Origin of the sequence: Citrobacter sp. Cf116, from assembly GCF_030336505.1 — a bacterium.
Classification (GTDB): Bacteria; Pseudomonadota; Gammaproteobacteria; order Enterobacterales; family Enterobacteriaceae; genus Citrobacter; species Citrobacter freundii.
On the sequence record NZ_JAOWEQ010000034.1, the window covers coordinates 648242 to 672748 of the forward strand.

Annotated in this window: 23 protein-coding genes; 18 read left to right on the forward strand and 5 right to left on the reverse strand. The window is 51.0% G+C overall.

What is annotated here, in order from left to right:
• Nucleotides 1-6: 6 nt before the first annotated feature.
• Together garL and garP are read right to left on the reverse strand one after the other, a co-directional pair.
• Entirely contained in the window at nt 7-777 is a 771-nt protein-coding gene (gene garL, locus OGV74_RS08480) for a 2-dehydro-3-deoxyglucarate aldolase (RefSeq protein WP_003840018.1), read from the reverse strand.
• Between the two features lie 15 nt (nt 778-792).
• Nucleotides 793-2127: a galactarate/glucarate/glycerate transporter GarP gene (garP, locus tag OGV74_RS08485; RefSeq protein ID WP_086504597.1), complete on the reverse strand. Its 1335-nt coding sequence runs from the start codon at nt 2125-2127 to the stop codon at nt 793-795.
• Nucleotides 2128-2529: 402 nt separating this feature from the next.
• Here garP and garD point away from each other — a divergent pair, with 402 nt between their 5' ends.
• From garD to OGV74_RS08520, 7 genes are all read left to right on the forward strand, one after another.
• The gene (garD, locus tag OGV74_RS08490; RefSeq protein WP_086504598.1) at nt 2530-4101 is read left to right on the forward strand and encodes a galactarate dehydratase; all 1572 of its coding nucleotides are present in this window, start codon (nt 2530-2532) and stop codon (nt 4099-4101) included.
• Between the two features lie 355 nt (nt 4102-4456).
• Nucleotides 4457-5716 (forward strand): ABC transporter substrate-binding protein, encoded by a 1260-nt coding sequence (locus OGV74_RS08495; RefSeq protein WP_057064124.1) that lies wholly within the window; start codon nt 4457-4459, stop codon nt 5714-5716.
• 78 nt (nt 5717-5794) lie between these two features.
• The gene (locus OGV74_RS08500) at nt 5795-6739 is read left to right on the forward strand and encodes a carbohydrate ABC transporter permease (protein ID WP_057064126.1); all 945 of its coding nucleotides are present in this window, start codon (nt 5795-5797) and stop codon (nt 6737-6739) included.
• Between the two features lie 10 nt (nt 6740-6749).
• A complete protein-coding gene (locus OGV74_RS08505) occupies nt 6750-7574 on the forward strand; it encodes a carbohydrate ABC transporter permease (protein ID WP_003024907.1) in 825 nt (274 codons plus the stop codon).
• A gap of 11 nt (nt 7575-7585) precedes the next feature.
• Complete coding sequence (locus tag OGV74_RS08510) at nt 7586-8692, forward strand: ABC transporter ATP-binding protein (protein ID WP_003024911.1); 1107 nt, start codon at nt 7586-7588, stop codon at nt 8690-8692.
• A 36-nt stretch (nt 8693-8728) separates the two neighbouring features.
• Nucleotides 8729-9985, forward strand: a complete 1257-nt coding sequence (locus OGV74_RS08515; RefSeq protein WP_003840006.1) for a Gfo/Idh/MocA family protein — start codon at nt 8729-8731, stop codon at nt 9983-9985.
• An 18-nt stretch (nt 9986-10003) separates the two neighbouring features.
• On the forward strand, nt 10004-10924 hold the full coding sequence (locus OGV74_RS08520) for an ROK family protein (protein ID WP_003024918.1): 921 nt from the start codon (nt 10004-10006) through the stop codon (nt 10922-10924).
• Nucleotides 10925-10961: 37 nt separating this feature from the next.
• On the opposite strand, the gene agaR is transcribed toward OGV74_RS08520, so the two are convergent.
• Together agaR and OGV74_RS08530 are read right to left on the reverse strand one after the other, a co-directional pair.
• Complete coding sequence (gene agaR / locus OGV74_RS08525; protein WP_003024920.1) at nt 10962-11732, reverse strand: transcriptional repressor AgaR; 771 nt, start codon at nt 11730-11732, stop codon at nt 10962-10964.
• A 324-nt stretch (nt 11733-12056) separates the two neighbouring features.
• Entirely contained in the window at nt 12057-12863 is an 807-nt protein-coding gene (locus OGV74_RS08530) for a DeoR family transcriptional regulator (RefSeq protein WP_003024922.1), read from the reverse strand.
• Between the two features lie 249 nt (nt 12864-13112).
• Here OGV74_RS08530 and kbaZ point away from each other — a divergent pair, with 249 nt between their 5' ends.
• The 8 genes from kbaZ to kbaY all read left to right on the forward strand — a co-directional run bounded on the left by kbaZ (nt 13113) and on the right by kbaY (nt 20490).
• Nucleotides 13113-14408: a tagatose-bisphosphate aldolase subunit KbaZ gene (gene kbaZ, locus OGV74_RS08535; RefSeq protein ID WP_286520654.1), complete on the forward strand. Its 1296-nt coding sequence runs from the start codon at nt 13113-13115 to the stop codon at nt 14406-14408.
• Nucleotides 14409-14427: 19 nt separating this feature from the next.
• Nucleotides 14428-14901 (forward strand): PTS N-acetylgalactosamine transporter subunit IIB, encoded by a 474-nt coding sequence (gene agaV / locus OGV74_RS08540; RefSeq protein WP_003024925.1) that lies wholly within the window; start codon nt 14428-14430, stop codon nt 14899-14901.
• A gap of 10 nt (nt 14902-14911) precedes the next feature.
• A complete protein-coding gene (agaW, locus tag OGV74_RS08545) occupies nt 14912-15691 on the forward strand; it encodes a PTS N-acetylgalactosamine transporter subunit IIC (protein ID WP_003839998.1) in 780 nt (259 codons plus the stop codon).
• Nucleotides 15681-16559, forward strand: coding sequence for a PTS N-acetylgalactosamine transporter subunit IID (gene agaE, locus OGV74_RS08550; RefSeq protein ID WP_086504600.1), 879 nt, complete (start codon nt 15681-15683; stop codon nt 16557-16559). Before agaW ends, agaE begins: the two co-directional genes overlap by 11 nt.
• Before the next feature lie 16 nt (nt 16560-16575).
• Entirely contained in the window at nt 16576-17010 is a 435-nt protein-coding gene (agaF, locus tag OGV74_RS08555) for a PTS galactosamine/N-acetylgalactosamine transporter subunit IIA (protein WP_003024930.1), read from the forward strand.
• Nucleotides 17007-18140 carry an N-acetylglucosamine-6-phosphate deacetylase gene (gene nagA, locus OGV74_RS08560; protein ID WP_194857373.1) on the forward strand — a complete coding sequence of 378 codons (1134 nt, stop codon included), beginning with the start codon at nt 17007-17009 and terminating at the stop codon, nt 18138-18140. The genes agaF and nagA overlap by 4 nt, the downstream gene beginning before the upstream one ends.
• A gap of 301 nt (nt 18141-18441) precedes the next feature.
• Nucleotides 18442-19596: an AgaS family sugar isomerase gene (locus OGV74_RS08565; RefSeq protein ID WP_086504602.1), complete on the forward strand. Its 1155-nt coding sequence runs from the start codon at nt 18442-18444 to the stop codon at nt 19594-19596.
• Nucleotides 19597-19608: 12 nt separating this feature from the next.
• Nucleotides 19609-20490: a tagatose-bisphosphate aldolase subunit KbaY gene (gene kbaY, locus OGV74_RS08570; RefSeq protein ID WP_003024936.1), complete on the forward strand. Its 882-nt coding sequence runs from the start codon at nt 19609-19611 to the stop codon at nt 20488-20490.
• 55 nt (nt 20491-20545) lie between these two features.
• Here kbaY and rsmI read toward each other — a convergent pair whose 3' ends face one another.
• On the reverse strand, nt 20546-21409 hold the full coding sequence (rsmI, locus tag OGV74_RS08575; RefSeq protein ID WP_003024942.1) for a 16S rRNA (cytidine(1402)-2'-O)-methyltransferase: 864 nt from the start codon (nt 21407-21409) through the stop codon (nt 20546-20548).
• A 63-nt stretch (nt 21410-21472) separates the two neighbouring features.
• On the opposite strand from rsmI, the gene OGV74_RS08580 reads away from it, so the two are divergent.
• From OGV74_RS08580 to diaA, 3 genes are read left to right on the forward strand one after another with little or no spacing between them, the layout of a single operon-like run.
• Entirely contained in the window at nt 21473-23524 is a 2052-nt protein-coding gene (locus OGV74_RS08580; RefSeq protein WP_086504604.1) for a penicillin-binding protein activator, read from the forward strand.
• Nucleotides 23482-23877, forward strand: a complete 396-nt coding sequence (locus OGV74_RS08585; protein ID WP_003024946.1) for a YraN family protein — start codon at nt 23482-23484, stop codon at nt 23875-23877. Before OGV74_RS08580 ends, OGV74_RS08585 begins: the two co-directional genes overlap by 43 nt.
• 34 nt (nt 23878-23911) lie before the next feature.
• Nucleotides 23912-24502, forward strand: coding sequence for a DnaA initiator-associating protein DiaA (diaA, locus tag OGV74_RS08590; protein ID WP_003024948.1), 591 nt, complete (start codon nt 23912-23914; stop codon nt 24500-24502).
• The last annotated feature ends 5 nt before the right edge of the window (nt 24503-24507 follow it).

Genomic DNA, 24507 nt, shown 5'->3' on the forward strand with positions numbered 1-24507 from the left:
TGGTGGTTATTTCTTAAAAGAATCAGCCAGTTTCTGCGTGGCTGAACGGAACACGCCAAGGTCGCTGCCAACAGCAACAAAGGTCGCGCCCCACTCCAGATAACGACGCGCATCCGCCTCTACCGGCGCCAGAATTCCGCTTGGTTTGCCATGTGCTTTCGCGCGGGCAAAAATGTGCTGGATAGCTTTCTGCACATCAGGATGTGACGCATTGCCGAGGTGGCCTAGCGCCGCAGCCAGATCGCTTGGGCCGACGAAGACACCGTCTACGCCTTCGGTCGCCGCGATGGCGTCAACGTTATCAACGCCCTGCTGACTTTCGATCTGCACGATGATGGTGATGTTCTTATTCGATTGCGCAAAGTAGTCCGGTACGGTGCCAAACATATTGGCGCGATGGGAGACGGACACGCCGCGAATACCTTCAGGCGGATAGCGGGTCGACGCCACGGCGTTTACCGCCTCTTCTTGTGTCTCAACGAACGGGATCAGGAAGTTGTAAAACCCAATATCCAGCAGGCGCTTGATAATCACCGGCTCGTTGGTCGGTACGCGTACGACCGGCGCGCTGGCGCTGCCTTTCAGCGCCATCAATTGCGGGATAAACGTCGAGATATCGTTCGGCGCGTGTTCGCCGTCCAGTACCAGCCAGTCAAAACCCGCCAGGCCTAAAACTTCGGTACTGATTGGGCTGGCCAATGCAGACCAGCAGCCAATCTGAATCTGTTGCGCCGCGAGGGCCGCTTTAAACTTATTCGGGAAAATCGTGTTATTCATCGCCTATACCTTTGTTTATTTCTGCAATTCCATACGTTTAATGTCACCGACAATAAACAGGTAGCAAACCATTGCCATCAGCGCCGAACACCCTACAAATATCAGCGCAGCATTAAATGAGTGCAGCTCGCTCACCAGATAACCAATCACCAGCGGAGTGACGATAGAGGCTACGTTGCCAAATACGTTAAATACCCCACCGCACAGACCAACGATTTCTTTCGGCGCGGTATCGGAAATCACCGGCCAACCCAGCGCGCCGAAGCCTTTGCCGAAGAACGCCAGCGCCATCAGCGCAACCACCAGGGTGGTGTTATCGGTGTAGTTACACAGAATAATGGTCGACGCGAGCAACATTCCGAGCACAATCGGCAGCTTACGTGCCAGGGTGATGCTGAAGCCACGTTTAATCAGATAATCAGAGAACACACCGCCGAGCACGCCACCGGCAAATCCGCACAGCGCAGGAATCGACGCCACCAGACCGACTTTCAGGATCGACATGCCTTTTTCCTGTACCAGGTAAATCGGGAACCAGGTAAGGAAAAACCAAGTGATGGTGTTGATAAAATACTGTCCGAAGAACACGCCAAGCATCATGCGGTTGGTCAGCAACTGCTTGATATAATGCAGTTTAGGACCACCTGATTTCACATCGCCGGGCTTTTTATGGTCCATATCCACGACCGCGCCGTTTTCAGAGATAAACTTCAGCTCTTCCTGCGACATACGCGGGTGATCGGTTGGGTTATGAATAAACTTTACCCACAGGCCGGTGAGCACAAAACCGATCACGCCCATCACGGTAAAGACGTGCTCCCAGCCCCAGGCAAAGGTCAGCCAGCCCAGCAGCGGTGAAAACAGCGCCAGGGAGAAATATTGTGCGGAGTTAAAAATCGCGGATGCCGTACCGCGCTCTTTCGTCGGAAACCAGGCGGCCACAATACGGGCGTTCGCCGGGAAGGACGGCGCTTCCGAGAAGCCCAGCATGAAACGCATGATGAACATTGAAATACCCGCCCAGGCCAGCGGGAACATATCGACAAAACCCTGCAGAAAGGTGAACAGCGACCAGAAGAACAGACTGTAAGTGTAGACTTTCTTCGAACCGAACTTATCCAGCAGCCAGCCGCCAGGGATTTGCATCAACAGGTAAGCCCAACCGAAGGCGGAGAAAATGTAACCCATTGAAATGGCACTGAGCTGCAACTCTTTCGCCACTTCCGTGCCGGCAATAGATAGCGTGGCACGGTCCGCGTAGTTAACGGCGGTAACAATAAATATTATTAGCAATATTAAGTAACGGGTGTGCGTACCTTTCTTTTTCTCGACAACTGTATCCAGTATCATTCTAATTACCTCGGGTACATAAAAGTTTTATTATTATTTGGCAGATATCCCTGGTGATAAATTACCGATAATAAAAACGTATAATAATTTATCAGACGCAATGAAACCGTGATTTAGTATAATCAGCAGCGCAACGTTAATCATTGTGCAAGCGCTCATTAAATATGCGTTATTAAATTAATGTTTTGGGCATATGCACACATGCATGGGCGCTAATCCACACATTTACGTATTGCTCCCCCTGCTGGCGCGGTCTTGCTGAGTTTAAGTGATCATTGTCACATTCTTCACGATAAACTCCTGACATTCTTATTTCACGATACCGAATCTTTATTACTGACAATGAGATTCAAAATATAAATATCCACACTATTATCACCACTTGTTGGAGAATACTGGACAATGGCCGACATCGAAATTAGACAAGAATCGCCAACGGCGTTTTATATTAAAGTTCACGAAACAGATAATGTGGCGATAATTGTCAATGACAATGGTCTGAAAGCCGGAACGCGTTTTCCGGACGGACTGGAACTTGTTGAACATATTCCCCAGGGTCATAAAGTGGCGCTCGTGGATATTCCTGTTCATGGTGAAATCGTGCGTTATGGCGAAGTGATAGGCTATGCCGTTCGCGACATCCCCCGCGGCAGTTGGATTGATGAATCAATGGTTGAGCTGCCCAAGGCTCCGCCGCTGGAGACGCTGCCGCTGGCAACTAAAGTGCCTGAGCCGCTGCCGCCTCTCGAGGGTTATACCTTCGAAGGTTACCGCAATGTTGACGGTAGCGTTGGCACCAAGAATCTGCTCGGCATCTCCACCAGCGTGCACTGCGTGGCGGGCGTGGTGGACTATGTGGTGAAAATCATTGAACGCGATCTGCTGCCCAAATACCCGAATGTTGACGGTGTGGTGGGGCTCAATCATCTGTACGGTTGCGGCGTGGCGATTAACGCTCCAGCCGCCATCGTGCCCATTCGAACTATTCATAATATTGCGCTGAACCCTAACTTTGGCGGTGAGGTAATGGTCATTGGCCTCGGCTGTGAAAAACTGCAGCCAGAGCGCCTGCTGGAAGGTACGCACGATGTAAAAAGCATTCCGGTCGACAGCGCCAGCATCGTCAGCCTGCAGGATGAAAAACACGTCGGCTTTCAATCGATGGTTGCCGATATTTTGCAAGTGGCCGAACGCCATCTGGCAAAGCTCAATCAGCGCCAGCGTGAAACCTGCCCGGCATCAGAACTGGTGGTCGGCATGCAGTGCGGCGGCAGCGATGCGTTTTCCGGCGTGACGGCCAACCCAGCGGTAGGTTATGCCTCCGACCTGTTAGTACGCTGCGGCGCGACAGTGATGTTCTCCGAAGTCACCGAAGTACGCGATGCCATCCACCTTCTGACCCCGCGCGCGATTAACGAAGAGGTGGGTAAACGCCTGCTCGAAGAGATGGCCTGGTACGATAACTACCTGGATATGGGCAAGACTGACCGGAGCGCCAACCCATCACCGGGCAACAAGAAAGGCGGTCTGGCAAACGTGGTAGAAAAAGCGCTGGGTTCTATTGCGAAGTCGGGCAAGAGCGCGATTGTCGAAGTCTTGTCGCCGGGCCAGCGTCCAACCAAACGTGGCCTGATTTACGCTGCCACCCCCGCCAGCGATTTTGTCTGCGGTACGCAACAGGTTGCTTCCGGGATCACAGTACAAGTCTTTACCACCGGTCGCGGTACGCCGTATGGCCTGATGGCCGTGCCGGTGATTAAAATGGCGACACGCACCGAGCTGGCCAATCGTTGGTTTGACCTGATGGACATTAACGCCGGTACCATCGCTACCGGAGAAGAAACCATTGAAGACGTGGGTCTGAAACTGTTCGGGTTTATTCTCGACGTCGCCAGCGGACGTAAGAAAACCTTCTCAGATCAGTGGGGACTGCATAACCAGCTGGCGGTGTTTAACCCGGCGCCAGTGACCTGATTATCGAAACGAAAGCCAACGAAAAAACGGGGATTTGTCCCCGTTTTTGATGTCGATGCTTCAACAAATAAAGTGATAACGTTCGCATTTTAAGAGGTTTTTTTAAACATCTATTTTTTTCGATTCAAACCTACCAAATGAACCTAACGACATGAAATTAAAAGAAATAATACCACCATTGTTTTACGTTATATTTTCGTTTTGATAAAAGAGAAACCTACCGAAAGACGACCTTGTTTTAATGCGATAATCCCCTCTTTTTTACTGCTTTGACTTTCTCCGGTGTAAAACAGATTATTCATAGGCTCCTGTAATTTACCTCATAAGCATTCTGACCTGAATAAAGAGGGAAGTTATGTATACCCTGAATAAAAATAATGTCGCATTGGCTTGTCTTATTTCCTGTTTACTGGCAACTCCTGTCTTCGCGAGTGCTGAAGGCCAGTCGGACGCAAAGCCTGTTAAATTACGCTACACGTTATGGGACCGCAATCAACTCCCTGGCGAACAACAGCTCGTTAATGAATTTGAAAAAGACAACCCCGGAATTAAGGTCGAAATTGAACTAACTCCTTATGACCAGTATTTTATCAAACTCAGTTCAGCAGTCGGTGGAAATGTAGCACCGGATGTATTCTGGATGAACATGCCTAATTTCCAGCAATATGTGAAAAATGGCATGCTGGAACCACTAAGTAGTTATCTGAAAGATAAATCAGCGCCGAAACTGGATGATTTTGTTAAAAGCTCAGTCGATGCCTACCAATACCAGTCGCAACAATATGCCATCCCAAGGGATATTGATGCAATTGCCGTCTGGTACAACAAAAAAATGTTCGATCAGGCTGGTGTGAGTTATCCCGATAAAAACTGGACGTGGAACGATCTAAAACAAAAATCAGATCAGTTACGTAAAGGGCTGGATAAACAGTCTTATCCACTGGCAATGGAATTCAGCAGCGGACAGGATAGTTACTTTAACCTGCTATTACAGGCCGGGGATAAGATTGTACTACCTGAGGGCAAAACGGATGTTGCCAATGACAAAGCTATCGCCGTCTATCGCGATGTTCAAGGCATGCTGAACGCGGGACTAATCCAACCGCCAGGCGAGATGGAAGCCTCAGACGTCTTCCAGTCAAACCGGGTAGCCATGGTCTACGCAGGCTCATGGTGGGCATTACCCTTCTCTCAAAACGAGTTGATTAAAGATCACATCGGCGTAGTGCCAATGCCAAAAATGGCAGAGCAGGCAGGTGTATCCCATAGTCTTGCATTTGCTATGTCAGCCAAAAGTCAGCATAAAGATGCGGCGTGGAAGTTCATTGAGTTCATGAGTTCTGAGCATGCGCAGCAGACTCTGGCTACGGGAAAAGTCGTGATCCCCGCTAACCAAAAAGTGGCCAAAGAGTGGGCTGAAGGCTTTAAGGATATTGATGTTTCAGCCTATATCGATTCGTTGGCTTTCTCACATAAATATCCAACCGCGGGCTCCAATACCGCTAAGTGGAACAGCATTCTGAATGATGGCTTGAAAAAAGTGTGGACGGGTACTGACCCAGAGAAAGTCATGCCTGGTGTTGCTAAACGCGTTGAACGAGAAATGCAGAAATAATCCTGAGGGAGCCATGCTCCCTCTCGCTTTCGCCCGCGCAATATACTTTGGTTGCACAGTGAGCACCCCGGAGTCTGTATGAGCTATTCAGATGAAGCTGCATCCCCACAATTACCGGCCAGAGAAGTGCAAAAAAAATCCCTGACCAAGCTGGAAAAAGAAGAACGCTTCTGGGGATGGATAATGATTATGCCGTTACTGGCGGGGTTAATTGTTTTTTACTTTACTCCATTCTTCCAGAACGTTTTTTATAGTTTCACTGACCTGGGAGAGTTTCAGATCTGGACGACGATCAGCTTAGATAACTATATTAATTTATTCAGCGATGATGAGTTTCGTTCAGCAATATATAACACCTTGGCCTATGTTTTTATTTGCGTACCAATAATCACCGTTTTGTCATTACTGCTCGCAATTGGCCTGAATCAGGCGATTCGCGGTCAGTGGTTGTTTCGCACGCTGTTATTTCTGCCCGCTGTCACTATGCCTGCGGCCATTGCTATGGTCTGGCAGTGGTTGATGAACCGAAACTTCGGCTTAATTAATCAGATCCTGGCCTTTTTCGATCTTCCGGCCATCGGTTGGTTATCCGATCCCGATGTCGTCCGCCTGAGCGCCTCGTTGGTTATCATCTGGTCGGCTATTGCGCTGAAGATGATCATTCTGCTCGCTGGATTGCAGGGGATCCCCAAACAAATTTATGAAGCGATGTCGCTGGATGGCATCAGCAAATTTCGTGGATTCTGGTCTATTACCTTACCGCTAATGATCCCCACGTTGTTTTTCGTACTGGTGATCTCTTTTATCGAAACGCTGCAAATTTTCGATGTGGTTTATCTGCTGTTTGGCAGTTCATCCATGGTGGACGATCAGACGATGACTATCGCCTATCTCTTCTATAAATACGCCTTTATCTACCATGAAAAAGGGTATGCCTCAGCGATCGCCGTGGTGATTTTCGTTATCACGATGGTCCTGACGCTGCTGCAAATATGGATTGGTAAACGACTTAAAGCACAGTGAGGCAACCACGATGTTCATGACTAAACGTGAAAAATGGCTAATTTACGGCTTGATGATCCTCGCGACGCTGGTAACTGTGGTTCCCTTCATCTGGATGATCATCACCTCTTTTAAAACCCAGGCAGAAAGCATCGCCTTTCCGCCGATCCTGCTACCTGCCAACCCAGGGTTTCAGGCTTACGGTAAAATCTTGCATGAAATGCCTTTTGGCAGCTTTTACTTTAACTCGATCGTCTCCACGTTGGTCATCGTCATTTTGCAGACGCTGATTGCGGCAATGGCAGCGTACGGTTTCTCCCGACTGCGTTTTAAAGGGCGAGATGTCCTGTTTATGCTGTGTATTTCAATTCTGATGGTGCCCGGTCAGATCTTTTTAATCCCACAGTTTTTAACCGTTGAAAAAATCGGTTTGCTGAACTCAATTCCTGGACTGGTGCTACCGGGTTTATTCAGCATATATAGCGCCTTTTTATTGCGTCAGTTTTTTCTGTCAGTACCTAAAGAACTGGAAGAGGCAGCCATTATGGATGGGTATAACCATCTGACTATTTTCTTCAAAATTATGCTGCCATTAATTAAACCAGGGCTGATTGCCTGCGTCATTATTAACGGATTGTGGAGCTGGAATAACTTAATGTGGCCGCTGATCGTCAACACCTCCATGGATAAAATGACATTACCGGTGGGGTTAGCCTCACTTTCCGGACGCTCAGGCGTGGAATATCCGATGTTAATGGCGGGCGCATTGCTGGCGATTATCCCGATGTTGTTACTTTATATCTTCTTCCAGCGCTATTTTATTCGCGGCATCGCTGGTGCCGGAATTAAAGGATAAGGGGCAGTGTTATGTCAGGTATTCAATTACAGGCAGTAAGCAAAGTCTATCCCAATGGCTTCCAGGCGATCCATGGCGTTGATCTTGAAATCCACGATGGCGAATTCATGGTGTTTGTCGGGCCATCAGGCTGCGCCAAATCAACGCTGCTGCGCATGATTGCAGGTCTGGAAGATATCACTCATGGTCATATCGCAATCGGAGAGAAGTGCGTCAACGACCTGCTACCAAAGGAGCGAGGCGTTGCCATGGTCTTCCAGAATTATGCCCTCTATCCCCACATGACGATTTATAAAAATATGGCATTCAGTCTGTTAGGGAAAATGAGCAAAGAAGAGATTGATATCCGCGTACGGGAAGCTGCACACAAGCTGGAAATAGAGACATTACTCGATAAAAAGCCCGGCCAACTTTCGGGCGGTCAATGTCAGCGCGTTGCCGTTGGCAGGGCCATCGTGCGTAAGCCAGACGTTTTTTTGTTTGATGAGCCGCTTTCCAACCTGGATGCAAAGCTGCGTGTTTCAATGCGCGTGCGGCTGACAGAACTGCATCGACAACTGCGTCACGAAGGCGTGAGCGCAACCATGGTGTACGTCACGCACGATCAGATTGAAGCGATGACGATGGGAGACAGGATTTGCGTTCTTAATGGCGGTCGTATTATGCAGGTGGATACCCCAGGAAATATCTACCATCACCCCAGGAATAAATTTGTTGCTGGTTTTATTGGTAATCCGGCAATGAATATTATGCTGCTTGATATTGAACCCGGTACTCGTGGTCTGCGCCTGGCTGATAATTTAATCCTGCCATTAAATACACGCTTGAGTAACCTACTGGAGCAATATCCGCACTCCAGCGTCTGGTTCGGCATCCGGTCAGAGGCCATTCAGTTAGCCTCGCAGCATGACGTCTCTGCGTTCGATGCGCACATTACCAACGTAGAAAGGATGGGCAACGAAGACCTTCTGCATTTTGATATTGGTGAGCAACATATGATCTTACGTATTAACTCCTCACCCGACTGGGCCCCTCTTCCCGGCGAATCTATCAAAGTGAAATTTAATCTGGAAGCCGCCTTTTTGTTTGATAAAAAACATGAAGAAAATTTGGCCTGACCGTTATTCAGGCTAAGTGAAAAATGAGAGGTTTATATGTGTGCGAATAAAGTGACCGTATTAGTGGTAGGAGCTGGTGCGCGCGGAGAAATATATGCTCGCTATGCGCTTGAACATCCAGACAGAATGCAGGTAGTAGGCGTTGCTGAGCCCAGAGAGGCGTATCGCCAGCAGTTTGTCGCACAGCATAAGATTGCCCCAAATAACGTATTTTGCGACTGGCAAGAGGCTGCGGCCCAACCCAAAATGGCCGACGTAGTACTTATTTGCACGCAGGATAATATGCACAAAGATCCTGCCGTGGCGTTTGCCAATCTCGGCTATCACATTCTGCTGGAAAAACCGCTCGCCCCTACGCCAGAAGATTGCCGGATCATTATTGATGCGGTTAAACGCAACAACGTATTACTGGCCGTCGCGCACGTCCTGCGGTACACCCGCTATACGCAAAAGCTGAAATCACTGCTTGATGATGGCGTAATTGGCGATATTGTCAGCATGCAGCATCTCGAACCCGTAGGTTACTGGCATCAGGCGCACTCGTTTGTACGTGGTAACTGGCGCAATGAAGCAGAATCGTCATTTATGTTATTACAGAAATCCTGTCATGATTTGGACTGGATCCGCTACATCATGGGCGACAACTGCAAGGACGTAGGATCATTTGGCAGCCTGAGCCACTTTGTGAAAGAGAATCAGCCTGCTGGCGCCGCCGACCGCTGCCTTGATTGTCAGGTTGAAGCAACCTGCCCCTGGTCTGCCTGCAAAATTTATCTGGGTGAAAACCACAAATGCACTCCTCACTTCCGTCGGGTGCTGACTGCAGATCCCAGCGAAGAAAATGTCCGCCAGGCGCTGCGCGATGGGCCTTATGGTCGCTGCGTTTATCGTTGTGATAATGATGTGGTGGATCATCAGGTTGTTAACTTACGTTTTGCCCACCAGCAGACGGTGACCTTTACCATGACCGCATTTACCAAAATGGAAGATCGAAAAACGCGCCTGTTTGGCACCAGAGGTTATCTGGAAGGTGATGGCGAGCAGATCCGGGTGTTTGATTTCCTGACAGACAAAGAAACAGTGCATCAGATCGAGGAGATCGCCGCTGGAACACAAACACAGATGGGGGGACATGGTGGTGGCGATTACTACCTGATGGATCGCTTTATCCATGCAGTGATGGCCAACGATCAAAATATGATCCTTTCTGGCCCGGATGAGTCACTGGAAAGTCACTTAATGGTCTTTGCCGCAGAACGCGCTCGCAAGGAAAACAGTCTGGTTACGCTGTGAAGCCGGAGGAGATGAGGCATGTTTTACGGTGTTGATATTGGTGGAACCAAAACTGAAATTGTCGCTTTTGATAAGGAAATGCAGGTTTGCTGGCGTAAGCGCGTTGCCACGCCAGTTCAGGATTATGAACTCTTTCTTTCGACCTTTACTTCACTTATTGATACCGCCGACTGGGCGACAGGAACGCAAGGAAAAATTGGCATCGGCATGCCCGGTCTTATGGACAGACATACCGGAAAACTACTGTCATCTAACGTGCCCTGCCTGACCGGACGCCAGGTGATGAACGATTTAGCTAACCGCCTCAATCGTTCGGTTGAGCTGGACAATGACTGCTGCTGCTTTGCGCTCTCGGAAGCCCATACCCAGCAGGCTCGCCAGTTCTCCAGAATTTTTGGTGCCATTATTGGCACCGGCATGGGTGGAGGGTTAGTCATTGACGGTCAGCTGTATAGGGGTCGCAACCGAATGGCCAGTGAGTTTGGCCATTTACCGCTTCCGGCAACGTTTATGCGTCGTTATCATTTACCGGAACTGAAGTGCGGTTGTGGCTTACAAGGGTGTCTGGAACGCTATCAATCCGGCCCCGGTTTACTGTGGCTCCACAAACACTTCAGCGGAGAACAACTCAAAATGGAGACCCTGCTGGAGCATTATCGTCATGGCAATGCCAGCGCCGTTACTACCATAGAAGCATGGATTGATATGTTGGGTTGTACGCTGGCGCAATTGCAGTTGATTCTGGATGTCGATGCTTTTGTTCTCGGCGGTGGGGTTTCCAACATCGAAGAAATTTATACGTTGCTGCCGCAGGCCATGTCACGTTATTTGTTCCCGGGATTAGAACCTGCCCGCGTATTCCCGGCCATCCATGGCGCATCCAGCGGGGTTCGCGGTGCCGCATTGCTGCTGGTTGAACAGGGTACGCAGACCCACTAAAAAACTGCTGGCGGGGGAATCTCGCCAGCAATTTCAGTTATTCATCCGCAATCACCACATCCACCCCAAGCTGGATTAACGTCCGGTGATAATTTTCTGGGATCCCGCTGTCGGTAATCACCCGGTCAATCCCGCTGATTTCGCTAATCATACAGAAACTTTTGCGGCCAAACTTGCTGGAGTCAGCGACCACCGTGACCTCCTGCGCAACTTCACACATTACCTGATTCAGATGTGCTTCTCCCGGATGTGGCGTGGTAATACCCGCTTCCAGGCAGAATCCGTCAACGCCTAAGAAAAGCTTATCAAACCGGTATTGTCTAAGCTGGTGTTCTGCTGAAGGGCCATACAATGAATAGACGCTTTGCCTGACATTCCCTCCCAGAATCATGACGTCTACGCGCTCAAAATTCGCCAGTTCCCATGCAATGTTGAGCGCATTGGTCATCACCACCAGATCGCGGCGATTTTTTAACATAGGAGGAATGAGCGTGGTGGTCGAACCGGAATCGAGGATTAACGTGTCACCATCTTTCACAAAGCTGGCCGCTTTTTCGGCAATACGCGTTTTCACATCGCGATTCAGCCGGTCCTTATCCTGCAAAGGCCGGTCAAGGGCAAAGTGCTGATTGAGAACCGCCCCGCCGTAGGAGCGCATGACACATCCCTTCTGTTCCAGATAACGTAAGTCGTTGCGGATCGTAACCGATGACACACCAAAATGGACGCTCAGTGGCTCGACACGAACGCTACCCTGATCGCATAGCAGATCAATTATTTGCTCGCGACGTCTTAAGTTATCCAGCATTTCTATTGCTCCATCAAATATTCATGTTGTTTTGTTTTAGCGCTTTAGCACTTTCGTTTTCTTTTGAATATATTACATCAGAAGCAATAAGGTGAATTTGTGCGCACTGGCCCAGCGTTGAATTTAACAAAAATTGACTATTTTCTTTCGTTTTAGCAAATCGAAACGAAGAAAACCGAAAAAATGAAAAGACTCAAAATGGGTAAGATGCGAGAAAGAGGCGGGAAGCATGCGAAAAAACGAAAGCGAGCTACTAAAAAAGCTCGCTTATGGTTTGTTTTTGTTTAATTGAAAGGGATCACATTTTTGAATTTTAGAGCGGGACTACTCAACAATGATCACTTCAACACCGCTGCGGCGTAGTTCCTGCAAGCTCTCCTCTGGGATGCCTTCATCAACAATGATGGTATGGATCCTCTGGGTATCAATGATCTTATGCAGGCTGGAGCGGTTAAACTTCGTCGAGTCGGTAACGACAATGATACGTTCAGCCACTTCACACATCCGGCGGTTGAGACGCGCCTCATCTTCGTTGTGCGTGCTAACACCACGCTCTAAATCGATAGCATCAACGCCAAGAAACAGCATGTCGAAGTGATAATTTTGTAGCGACTGCTCAGCCTGATCGCCATAAAACGATTGTGACTGACGACGCAAATGACCGCCGGTCATCAGCAGCTCAACCCCTTCGGCTTCCAATAACGCATTGGCGACATTCATACCGTTGGTCATAGCAATGACATTAGTATGCTGGCGCATCAGGCGGGCAATTTCATAGGTCGTGGTGCCGGAGTCAAGGATCACGCGGTGTCCCGGTTGAATTAACTCTGCGGCGGCTCTGGCAATACTGCGTTTTACTGCCGTATTAAGTGAACTCTTATCTTCTACAGAAGGCTCCACAACAGGCGCATTGCTCTCGCATATTAGCGCTCCGCCATAGGCACGTACCGCAATCCCCTGCTTTTCCAGAAAGGCGAGGTCGTTGCGAATAGTGACCGTGGAGACGCCAAAAAATAAGGAAAGATCGTTAACCTGAACGCTTCCCTGCTGCCGTAACCGCTGGATGATCTGCTCACGTCTTTCGCTGGTGCCAATAACGCGCTTGTCTGCAGAGGACTCGGTGTTACTCATAAGAAATCCTTTAGTTAAACCTTTCGTTTTATTTCGTTTTGTCTATTAACGCCTTTCTTTTGCGCGAATGCAAGCCCCGCAAGCAGGGAAGAGCCGGACGAACTTACGCTGAAACCTTTCATTGTGTTTCTTTTGTGAAACAGATCGGAAAACTATTATCTTTCGTTTTATTTTTATAACACCATGATGCAGTATTAAATGAAACAAAACGAAAGATTGATGTCGCAGTAATCTGACCTGGAGAGGAAAGTGAAACATCTAACTAAAATGGTCGAGCAGCATAAACGGGGGAAGGCAAACGGGATTTATGCCGTTTGTTCCGCGCATCCAATCGTATTGGAAGCCGCAATACGCTACGCCCATGCAAACCATACACCGCTGTTGATCGAAGCAACCTCTAATCAGGTTGACCAGTTTGGCGGCTATACGGGTATGACACCAGCCGATTTTCGCAGTTTTGTCTGCCGTTTAGCCGACTCGCTTGATTTTTCTCAGGATATGCTGATTCTCGGCGGAGACCATCTCGGGCCAAACCGTTGGCAAAATCTGCCTGCGGAACAGGCAATGGCCAATGCAGACGATCTGATCAAGAGCTATGTCGCCGCAGGCTTTAAAAAAATCCACCTCGATTGCAGCATGTCTTGTGCTAACGACCCGGTTCCACTGACGGATGAAATTGTCGCTGAGCGCGCCGCACGCCTGGCAAAAGTCGCCGAAGAAACCTGTATGGCACATTTTGGCGAGTCTGACCTGGTCTATGTGATTGGTACAGAAGTTCCGGTTCCTGGTGGTGCCCATGAAGCGTTAACCGAACTGGCGGTAACAACGCCCGATGCCGCACGCGCAACGCTTCAGGCCCACTATCACGCCTTTGAAAAGCGCGGGCTGGAAGGTATCTGGCCGCGTATTATCGCCCTGGTGGTGCAACCTGGCGTTGAATTCGACCACACGCACATCATTGATTATCAACCGCAGAAAGCCGTGGCGCTCCGCAAAATGGTGGAAGACTACGACACGCTGGTTTTTGAAGCGCATTCTACCGATTACCAAACGCCACAGTCCTTGCGCCAACTGGTTATAGATCACTTCGCTATCCTGAAAGTAGGACCCGCACTGACCTTCGCCCTGCGTGAAGCGCTGTTTTCATTAGCCGCCATTGAAGAAGAATTGCTGCCTGCAAAAGCCAGCTCGGGCCTGCGACATGTGCTGGAGAGCGTAATGCTTGATCGACCAGAGTACTGGCAGAGCCACTATCACGGCGATGGTAATGCACGCCGTTTGGCTCGCGGGTATAGCTACTCCGATCGGGTTCGTTACTACTGGCCGGACAGTCAGATTGATGAAGCATTTGAACGTCTGGTACGTAACCTGGCGGATGAGCCCATTCCACTGCCGCTGATTAGCCAGTATTTACCCTTGCAGTACGTAAAAGTGCGCGAGGGAGATCTCAGCGCCACGCCGCGAGAACTCATCATTAACCATATTCAGGACATACTGCAGCAATATCACTGCGCCTGCCTGGGTGCTCCAGCTCGTAACGCATAACAAAAAAGAGAAAAATACCATGCCAAACATTGTATTAAGTCGCATTGATGAACGTCTGATTCACGGTCAGGTTGGTGTGCAATGGGTCGGGTTTGCGGGGGCAAACCTGGTGCTGGTCGCTAATGATGAGGTGGCTGAAGATCCAGTGCAGCAAAACCTGATGGAAATGGTACTGGCAGAAGGGATCGCCGTACGCTTCTGGTCACTACAAAAAGTGATCGACAATATTCACCGTGCCGCCGATCGCCAAAAAATTCTGCTGGTCTGCAAATCGCCTGCGGATTTCTTCCGTCTAGTCGAAGGCGGTGTTCCTGTTAACCGTATCAACGTTGGCAATATGCACTACGCCAACGGCAAGCAACAAATCGCCAAAACGGTTTCTGTAGACGCTGCCGATATTACGGCGTTCAACGGGCTAAAAGCCGCTGGGGTGGAATGCTTCGTTCAGGGCGTTCCAACAGAACCCGCCCAGGACCTCTATAAACTTCTCTGAGGGATTCACAATGGAAATCAGTCTGTTGCAGGCTTTTGCGTTGGGTATTCTCGCCTTTATTGCAGGCCTGGATATGTTCAACGGGTTAACGCACATGCACCGCCCAGTTGTTCTCGGGCCGCTGGTCGGCCTGATTCTGGGCGATCTGCATACCGGTATTTTAACAGGTGGTACGCTGGAACTGGTGTGGATGGGTCTGGCCCCACTGGCAGGAGCTCAGCCGCCAAACGTGATTATCGGCACTATCGTGGGAACCACGTTTGCCATAACGACCGGAGTGAAACCTGAAGTTGCCGTAGGTGTGGCGGTACCGTTCGCCGTAGCAGTACAGATGGGGATTACCTTCCTGTTCTCTGTGATGTCCGGGGTGATGGCTCGCTGCGATCGCATGGCAGCGAATGCCGATACAGCCGGAATTGAGCGGGTCAACTATCTGGCGTTGCTCGCGCTGGGGACCTTCTACTTTTTATGCGCGTTCCTGCCAATTTACTTTGGCGCGGAACATGCCAAAACCGCGATAGATGTTCTGCCGACGCGTCTGATTGACGGCCTCGGCGTGGCAGGCGGCATCATGCCAGCTATCGGCTTCGCCGTACTGCTGAAAATCATGATGAAAAACGTCTATATCCCCTACTTCATCCTGGGTTTTGTCGCCGCAGCCTGGCTCAAACTCCCTGTGCTGGCAATCGCCGCCGCAGCACTGGCAATGGCGCTGATCGATTTTCTGCGTAAATCACCTGAACCTACAGCTCCCGCAGCACAAAAAGAGGAATTCGAAGATGGCATCTAATCAAACGGCTCTGCCGAACGTTTCCGAAACCGAAGAAACGCTGCTGTCCGGCACCAATGAAAACGTCTACGAAGACCAGAATATCGGTGCCGAGCTGACGAAAAAAGATATCAACCGTGTTGCCTGGCGTTCAATGCTGTTGCAGGCCTCTTTTAACTACGAACGTATGCAGGCATCAGGATGGCTGTACGGCCTGTTACCTGCTCTGAAAAAGATCCACACCAATAAGCGCGATCTGGCGCGTTCGATGAAAGGCCATATGGGCTTCTTCAACACGCACCCATTCCTGGTCACGTTTGTTATCGGGATTATCCTGGCGATGGAACGCTCCAAGCAGGATGTGAACAGTATTCAAAGCACCAAGATTGCCGTGGGTGCGCCACTTGGCGGTATCGGTGATGCCATGTTCTGGTTAACGTTACTGCCTATTTGCGGCGGTATCGGGGCCAGCCTGGCGCTGCAAGGCTCTATTCTTGGCGCTGTTGTCTTTATTGTTATGTTCAACGTGGTTCATCTTGGTCTGCGCTTTGGGCTGGCACACTATGCTTATCGAATGGGCGTTGCTGCCATCCCGCTGATTAAAGCTAACACCAAAAAGGTTGGACATGCGGCATCCATCGTTGGGATGACGGTGATCGGCGCGCTGGTAGCGACCTATGTTCGCCTGAGCACTACGCTGGAAATCACTGCTGGCGATGCAGTAGTGAAACTGCAAACAGATGTGATAGACAAGCTGATGCCTGCTTTTTTATCGCTGGTCTACACATTAACCATGTTCTGGCTGGTCCGCCGTGGCTGGAGTCCTCTGCGCCTTATCGCCATTACCGTGGTGCTCGGCGTCGTAGGTAAGTTCTGTCACTTCCTGTAAACATAAGGGGTTGTAGATGTTAGGTATTATTTTGACGGGTCATGGCGGGTTTGCCAGCGGAATGGAAAAAGCGATGAAACAGATTCTGGGTGAACAATCACAGTTCATCGCCATCGACTTTCCGGAAACCTCAACCACCGCCTTACTCACATCGCAGCTTGAACAGGCGGTGAGTGAACTGGATGCGCAGCAAGACATCGTGTTTCTGACAGACCTGTTAGGCGGGACACCATTTCGCGTCGCTTCCACCCTGGCCATGCAAAGGCAAGGCACCGAGGTGATCACCGGCACTAATCTGCAACTACTGCTGGAAATGGTGCTGGAGCGCGATGGCCTGACCAGCGAAGCATTTCGCTTGCAGGCGCTGGAGTGCGGGCACCGTGGTTTAACTAGCCTGGTGGACGAACTGGGACGCTGTCGTGAGGAAAAGCCCGTTGAGGAAGGGATATGAGACAGCTACTTCGCGCCAGACGTCTACTGACCGAACGAGGCTGGCTGGACGATCATCAAATACACATTGAAGACGGCATCATTGCAGAAATAGAGCCAATACCCTCCGGCGTTATGGTCCACGATGCAGAGCTGCTTTGTCCGGCTTACATTGATATCCACGTGCACGGCGGTGCGGGCGTCGATGTGATGGATGAAGCACCGGATACGCTCGACAAACTGGCGATGCACAAAGCACGTGAAGGGGTAGCCAACTGGCTACCCACTACCGTCACCGCTCCACTACCAGATATTCGCAAGGCGCTTGAGCGTATCGCCCATCGTTACCATTCCGGAGGGCCCGGCGCACAGGTGCTGGGCAGTTATCTTGAAGGCCCGTACTTTACGCCGCAGAACAAAGGGGCGCACCCGCCTGAGCTTTTCAGGGAACTGGAACTCAGTGAACTGGATGAACTGATTGCGATTTCCCAGCAAACATTGCGCGTCGTTGCGCTGGCACCAGAAAAACCCGGTGCATTACAGGCCATCGAACATCTGAAGCAGCGCAACGTACGGGTGATGCTGGGACACAGCGCTGCTACCTGGGAACAAACCCGCGCGGCCTTTGACGCCGGTGCTGACGGACTGGTGCACTGCTATAACGGTATGACCGGCTTACATCATCGGGATCCAGGAATGGTTGGCGCAGGGTTAACCGACCCTCGCGCCTGGCTGGAACTTATCGCTGACGGACACCATGTCCACCCAGCGGCCATGAAGCTCTGCTGCTGTTGCGCCAAAGACAGGCTGGTGCTGATCACCGATGCCATGCAGGCTGCAGGAATGCCAGACGGGCGATATACGCTCTGCGGTGAGGAAGTGGAAATGCACAGTGGTATTGTGCGTACCGCTTCCGGTGGTCTGGCTGGTAGCACGCTCTCGGTTGATGCCGCCGTACGTAATATGGTCAAGCTCACCGGGATAACGGCAGAAGAGGCAATTCATATGGCCTCTCTCCACCCCGCACGTCTGTTGGGTATCGATCGCCACCTGGGATCGTTAGCAGTGGGAAAACGTGCCGACGCGATCGCGCTTAATAGCGGGCTGCATTTACAACAGATCTGGATTCAGGGTCAGGCTCTCCCCCTTTGACCTTTCATTTTGTCTCGTGTTGGCCTGCGGTCTTCGATCGCAAGGCCTTTCTTTTCCTTTCGCTTGAGTAAATACCTAACCATCATACAACAAGCGTACTTCTTATAGATCAATAAGATAATCATTCCTTTCGTTCTCACGATCACAAATTTCGTTTTATTTCATTTTGGATCATTGCTCTTTCGATTTCTTTCATATAGATTTTAATCAATCGACAAGATGAACAAGTGAAACGAAACGAAAGATAGCGACATTCTTGCCAGCGTCTTATGTGGAATTTACAAGACTAAGGACTTAAGTTATGCCAGAAACCTATACCCCTGTTACCGCGGTAACGGGCACCTGGACCGAAGAAGAGATCCGTCAACAACCTGCCAGTTGGATCCGTTCCCTTACGAATATCGACAACATTCGCTCTGCCATTGACAGCTTTCTCGCACCATTACTGCGCAAAAACGATCTGCGGATCATACTGACCGGGGCCGGAACATCAGCATTCATTGGCGACATCATCGCCCCCTGGCTGGCAAGCTATACCGGTAAAAACATCAGTGCTGTGCCAACCACCGATCTGGTCACTAATCCGATGGATTACCTGAATCCCGCACATCCGCTGCTGCTCATTTCTTTCGCTCGCTCAGGAAACAGCCCTGAAAGTGTTGCGGCAGTGGAACTGGCTAATCAGTTTGTACCTGAGTGCTATCACCTGCCAATCACCTGCAACGAAGCAGGTAGCCTCTATCAAAACGCAGTCGCAAGCGACAATGCCTTTGCTCTGTTGATGCCCGCAGAGACACATGACCGTGGTTTCGCCATGACCAGCAGCATTACCACCATGATGGCCAGCTGCCTGGCAGTATTCGCCCCGGAAAAAATCAACAGTCAGACCTTCCGCGACGTGGCCGATCGGTGCCAGGCGATTCTGACTTCACTGGGTGATTTCAGCGACGGCGTATTTGGCAATGAACCCTGGAAACGGATCGTTTACCTCGGTAGCGGTGGATTACAGGGAGCTGCGCGGGAATCGGCACTGAAAGTCCTGGAACTGACAGCAGGCAAACTGGCCGCATTCTATGACTCCCCTACAGGCTTTCGTCACGGTCCAAAGTCGCTGGTTGATAATGAAACGCTGGTAGTGGTCTTTGTTTCCAGCCATCCCTATACACGTCAATACGATCTCGATCTGCTGGCAGAGTTACGCCGCGATCGGCAGGCATTGCGGGTTGTCGCGATTGCCGCACAAACCCATGAGACGATTGAAGCTGGCCCACATATTCTGCTGCCACCAGCACGCTCTTTCATCGATATGGAATTGGCATTCTGCTTCCTGATCTACGCCCAGGTCTTTGCTTTGACGCAATCCATCAATATCGGCAATACACCGGATACGCCTTCTGCCAGCGGCACTGTGAACCGCGTTGTACAGGGCGTTGTTATTCATCCCTGGAACGCCTAAAAGGATCGTTTTATGAGCATTATTTCCACGAAATACCTCCTGCTGGATGCCCAAAAAAAGGGTTATGCCGTACCCGCCTTTAACATTCATAACGCCGAGACGATCCAGGCGATCCTTGAGGTGTGCTATGAAATGCAATCGCCGGTGATCCTTGCCGGAACACCGGGCACCTTTAAGCATATCGCGCTGGAAGAGATCTACGCGCTGTGCAGCGCTTATTCCACCAGCTACGGTATACCGCTGGCGCTGCACCTCGATCACCATGAGTCGCTGGACGATATCCGTCGTAAAGTGAATGCAGGAGTGCGCAGCGCAATGATCGACGGCAGTCACTTTCCGTTTGAAGAAAACGTGAAGCTGGTGAAATCCGTTGTAGATTTTTGCCATGCCAAAGATTGCAGCGTGGAAGCTGAGCTGGGCCGCCTCGGTGGCGTAGAAGATGATATGAGCGTGGATGCGGAAAGCGCCTTCCTTACCGATCCACAAGAAGCCAAACAGTTTGTTGAGCGTACCGGCGTAGACAGCCTTGCCGTAGCCATCGGCACTGCACACGGGTTGTATACCAAAACGCCCAAAATCGATTTCCAACGGCTGGGTGAAATTCGTGAAGTGGTGGATATTCCGCTGGTACTACATGGCGCAAGCGATGTTCCTGACGAATACGTCCGCCGCACGATCGAGCTTGGCGTGTGCAAAGTTAACGTCGCTACTGAACTGAAAATCGCTTTTGCCGATGCGGTCAAAGCGTGGTTTGCGGAAAATCCGCAGGGCAACGATCCTCGCTATTACATGCGGGTCGGTATGGATGCGATGAAAGAAGTCGTGCGAAGTAAAATCACTGTATGCGGGTCAGCAAACCGCTTATTAATCAGTGAAACTGCCGCTCAGTCTTAAGCTCTGTGTTAGCTTATGGCCATACCCTTGTCGGTTTGGCCATCAACAATCGGGCTTACTCTCCCTGTTGTTCCAGTGCGTGCTTATACAGCGCATTCTTTTTCACGCCGTGGATTTCAGCGGCCAGCGCGGCGGCCTTTTTCAGCGGCAGTTCGGCTTGCAGCAGCGCCAGGGTCCGCAGCGCATCGGCAGGGAGATCGTCTTCCTGCGCTTTATGCCCTTCGACAATCAGCACCATTTCACCTTTACGACGGTTTTCATCTTCCTTGACCCACGCAAGCAGTTCGCCGACCGGTGCGCCGTGAATGGTTTCCCAGGTTTTGGTCAGCTCGCGCGCCAGCACCACGTAACGGGATTCGCCCCAGACGGCAACCATGTCTTCCAGGCTATCCAGCAAGCGGTGGGTAGATTCATAAAAAATAAGCGTACGCGGCTCTGCCTCAATGGCTTTCATCGCATCACGACGCCCTTTCGATTTGGCAGGCAGAAAACCTTCATAGCAAAAGCGGTCTGAAGGCAAACCAGCAGCGCTTAGGGCAGCAATCGCCGCGCAAGGGCCCGGCAGAGGAACAACGCGGATCCCCGCTTCGCGACAGGTGCGCACCAGATGGTAGCCAGGATCGTTAATCAACGGTGTTCCGGCATCGGAAACCAGCGCAATGTTTTGCCCTTCTTTGAGTTTCGCCACCAGCGTTTCGGCCTTTTGCTGCTCGTTGTGGTCATGTAGCGCGAACAAACGCGCGTTAATCGCGAAGTGTTGTAACAATAATCCTGTATGACGTGTGTCTTCAGCGGCAATCAAATCAACGGCTTGTAAAACTTCGAGCGCTCGTTGGGTAATATCAGCCAAATTTCCTATAGGAGTAGGTACAATAAAGAGTTGGCCTTGAGAATTATCCGCCGATTCGTGTTGTTTCATTGTGTCGTCCGTATTGCCGATTTAATATTGAGCATTGAGTAAAAAAATATCACTGGATACAGTATGGTACCCTCAACATTTTCTCGTTTGAAAGCCGCGCGCGCGCTACCAGTCATTCTGGCAGCACTGATTTTCGCAGGCTGTGGCACCCAGGCGCCAGACCAGAGTGCAGCCCATATGCAGGGCACTGCGCAGGCTGATTCCGGCTTTTATCTGCAACAAATGCAGCAAAGCTCAGATGATAGCAAGACCAACTGGCAATTACTCGCCATTCGTGCACTGCTGAAAGAAGGCAAGAGCCAGCAGGCTAGCGAGCTGTTCAACCAGCTGCCGCAGAAACTAAACGACACTCAGCGTCGTGAGCAGTCTCTGCTGGCCGTCGAGATCAAGCTCGCACAGAAAGATATCGCTGGCGCTCAGGCCCTGCTGGATAAACTCACTCCTGCCGATTTCGATCAAAACCAGCAGGCCAGATACTGGCAGGCGCAAATCGACGTCAACCAGGGTCGTCCATCGTTGACACTACTGCGCGCCCTGATCTCCCAGGAACCGCTGCTGGCCGCGAATGCTAAGCAGAAAAACATCGATGCCACCTGGCAGGCGCTGTCATCCATGACCCAGGAGCAAGCACAGGCACTGGTCATCAATGCGGATGAAAACGTGCTGCAAGGCTGGTTGGATCTCCAGCGCGTCTGGTTCGATAACCGTAACGATCCAGACATGATGAAAGCCGGTATTGCGGACTGGCAGAAACGTTATCCGCAAAACCCGGGCGCAAAAATACTGCCAACGCAGTTGGTTAACGTCCAGAGCTTTAAGCCCGCCTCCACCAGCAAAATTGCGCTGCTGCTGCCGCTGAACGGTCAGGCCGCTGTATTTGGCCGGACTATTCAGCAAGGCTTTGAAGCGGCAAAAAATATGGGTACTCAACCCGTAGCGGCCCCTGCTGTAGCTGCGCCTGCGGTGGATACAACATCTGCGACGACCACAGAACAGCCGCAAACGACTGACGGCGTTGCCAGCCCTTCTCAGGCGTCAGTAAGCGATCTGACCAACGAGACGCCAGCACAGCCAGAAACACCTGCTGCGCAGCCCGCAGCACCCGCTCAGCCAACAACCGCCAGCGCACCGGCGAATCCATCAGCAGAGCTGAAAATCTACGACACTTCATCACAGCCTCTGAACCAAATTCTGACTCAGGTTCAACAGGATGGCGCCAGCATCGTGGTTGGCCCACTGCTGAAGAACAATGTTGAAGAGCTGATGAAAAGCAATACGCCATTAAACGTGCTGGCACTTAATCAGCCGGAGTCGGTGAAAAACCTGCCGAACGTCTGCTACTTCGCTTTGTCGCCAGAAGATGAAGCGCGCGACGCCGCGCGTCACATCCGCGATCAAGGAAAACAGACGCCGCTGTTGTTGATCCCTCGGAGTTCATTAGGCGATCGCGTTGCCAACGCCTTTGCACAGGAATGGCAAAAGCTGGGCGGCGGCGTAGTGTTGCAGCAGAAGTTTGGCTCCACCGCCGAGCTGAAAATGGGCGTCAACGGCGGTTCGGGAATTTCCCTGACGGGCAGCCCGGTGGCCTCCTCTGTACCTGCGCAACCTGGCGTGACGATTGGCGGCCTGACGATTCCGGCTGCGCCTACAGATGCGCAGATCACCGGCGGCAGCGGCCGTGTTGATGCCGTGTATATTCTGGCGACGCCGGAAGAAATTGCCTTTATTAAGCCAATGATCGCTATGCGCAACGGCAGCCAGAGCGGCGCAACGCTGTACGCCAGCTCCCGTAGCGCGCAGGGAACTGCTGGCCCGGATTTCCGTCTGGAGATGGAAGGCTTGCAGTACAGCGAAATACCGATGCTGGCAGGTGCTAACGCTCCTCTCATGCAGCAGGCGCTTGGCGCGGTTCGTAACGACTACTCACTGGCACGTATGTATGCGATGGGCGTCGATGCCTGGTCACTTGCCAACCACTTCTCGCAAATGCGTCAGGTACAGGGTTTCGAAATTAACGGCAACACCGGGGCCTTAACCGCAACGCCGGATTGTGTGATTAACAGGAAGTTATCATGGCTCAAATACCAGCAAGGACAAGTCGTCCCCGCCAGTTAACGAGTAAACAGACCGGTGACGCGTGGGAATCCACCGCGCGTGACTGGCTGCAAAGCAAGGGACTGCATTTTATCGCCGCCAACGTGCGTGAACGTGGCGGCGAAATCGACCTGATAATGCGTGAAGGCAGCACCACCGTCTTTGTTGAAGTCCGCTATCGGCGCTCGGCCCAGTTTGGCGGCGCAGCGGCGAGTGTGACCCGGAGCAAACAACACAAATTATTACAGACCGCCCGCTTGTGGCTTGCGCGCCACAATGGGAGTTTTGATACTGTGGATTGCCGGTTCGATGTGTTAGCCTTCACCGGAAATGATGTTGAGTGGTTTAAGGACGCGTTCAACGACCGCTCATAGTTGAAGATTCAGAGCCTGGTTCTTAAGGATTAGCGTGTTAGATAGAATTAAAGTCTGCTTTACAGAAAGCATTCAAACTCAGATAGCTGCGGCTGAAGCACTTCCGGATGCGATCTCCCGTGCCGCCATGACGCTGGTTCAGTCCCTGCTCAATGGCAACAAAATTCTCTGTTGTGGTAATGGGACGTCCGCTGCCAACGCACAGCATTTTGCTGCCAGCATGATCAATCGTTTTGAAACAGAACGCCCAAGTTTACCTGCGATTGCACTAAACACTGATAATGTGGTCTTAACTGCGATTGCCAACGATCGCCTGCACGACGAAGTTTATGCAAAACAAGTCCGTGCGCTGGGACATGCAGGAGATGTTCTGCTGGCAATCTCTACGCGTGGTAATAGCCGCGATATCGTAAAAGCCGTTGAAGCCGCCGTGACACGCGACATGACAATCGTCGCGCTGACCGGGTATGACGGAGGGGAACTGGCCGGATTACTGGGGCCGCAGGATGTTGAAATCCGTATCCCCTCACACCACAGCGCCCGCGTTCAGGAAATGCACATGCTGACGGTCAACTGCCTTTGCGATCTCATCGATAACACGCTTTTCCCTCACCAGGATGATTAAGGAGT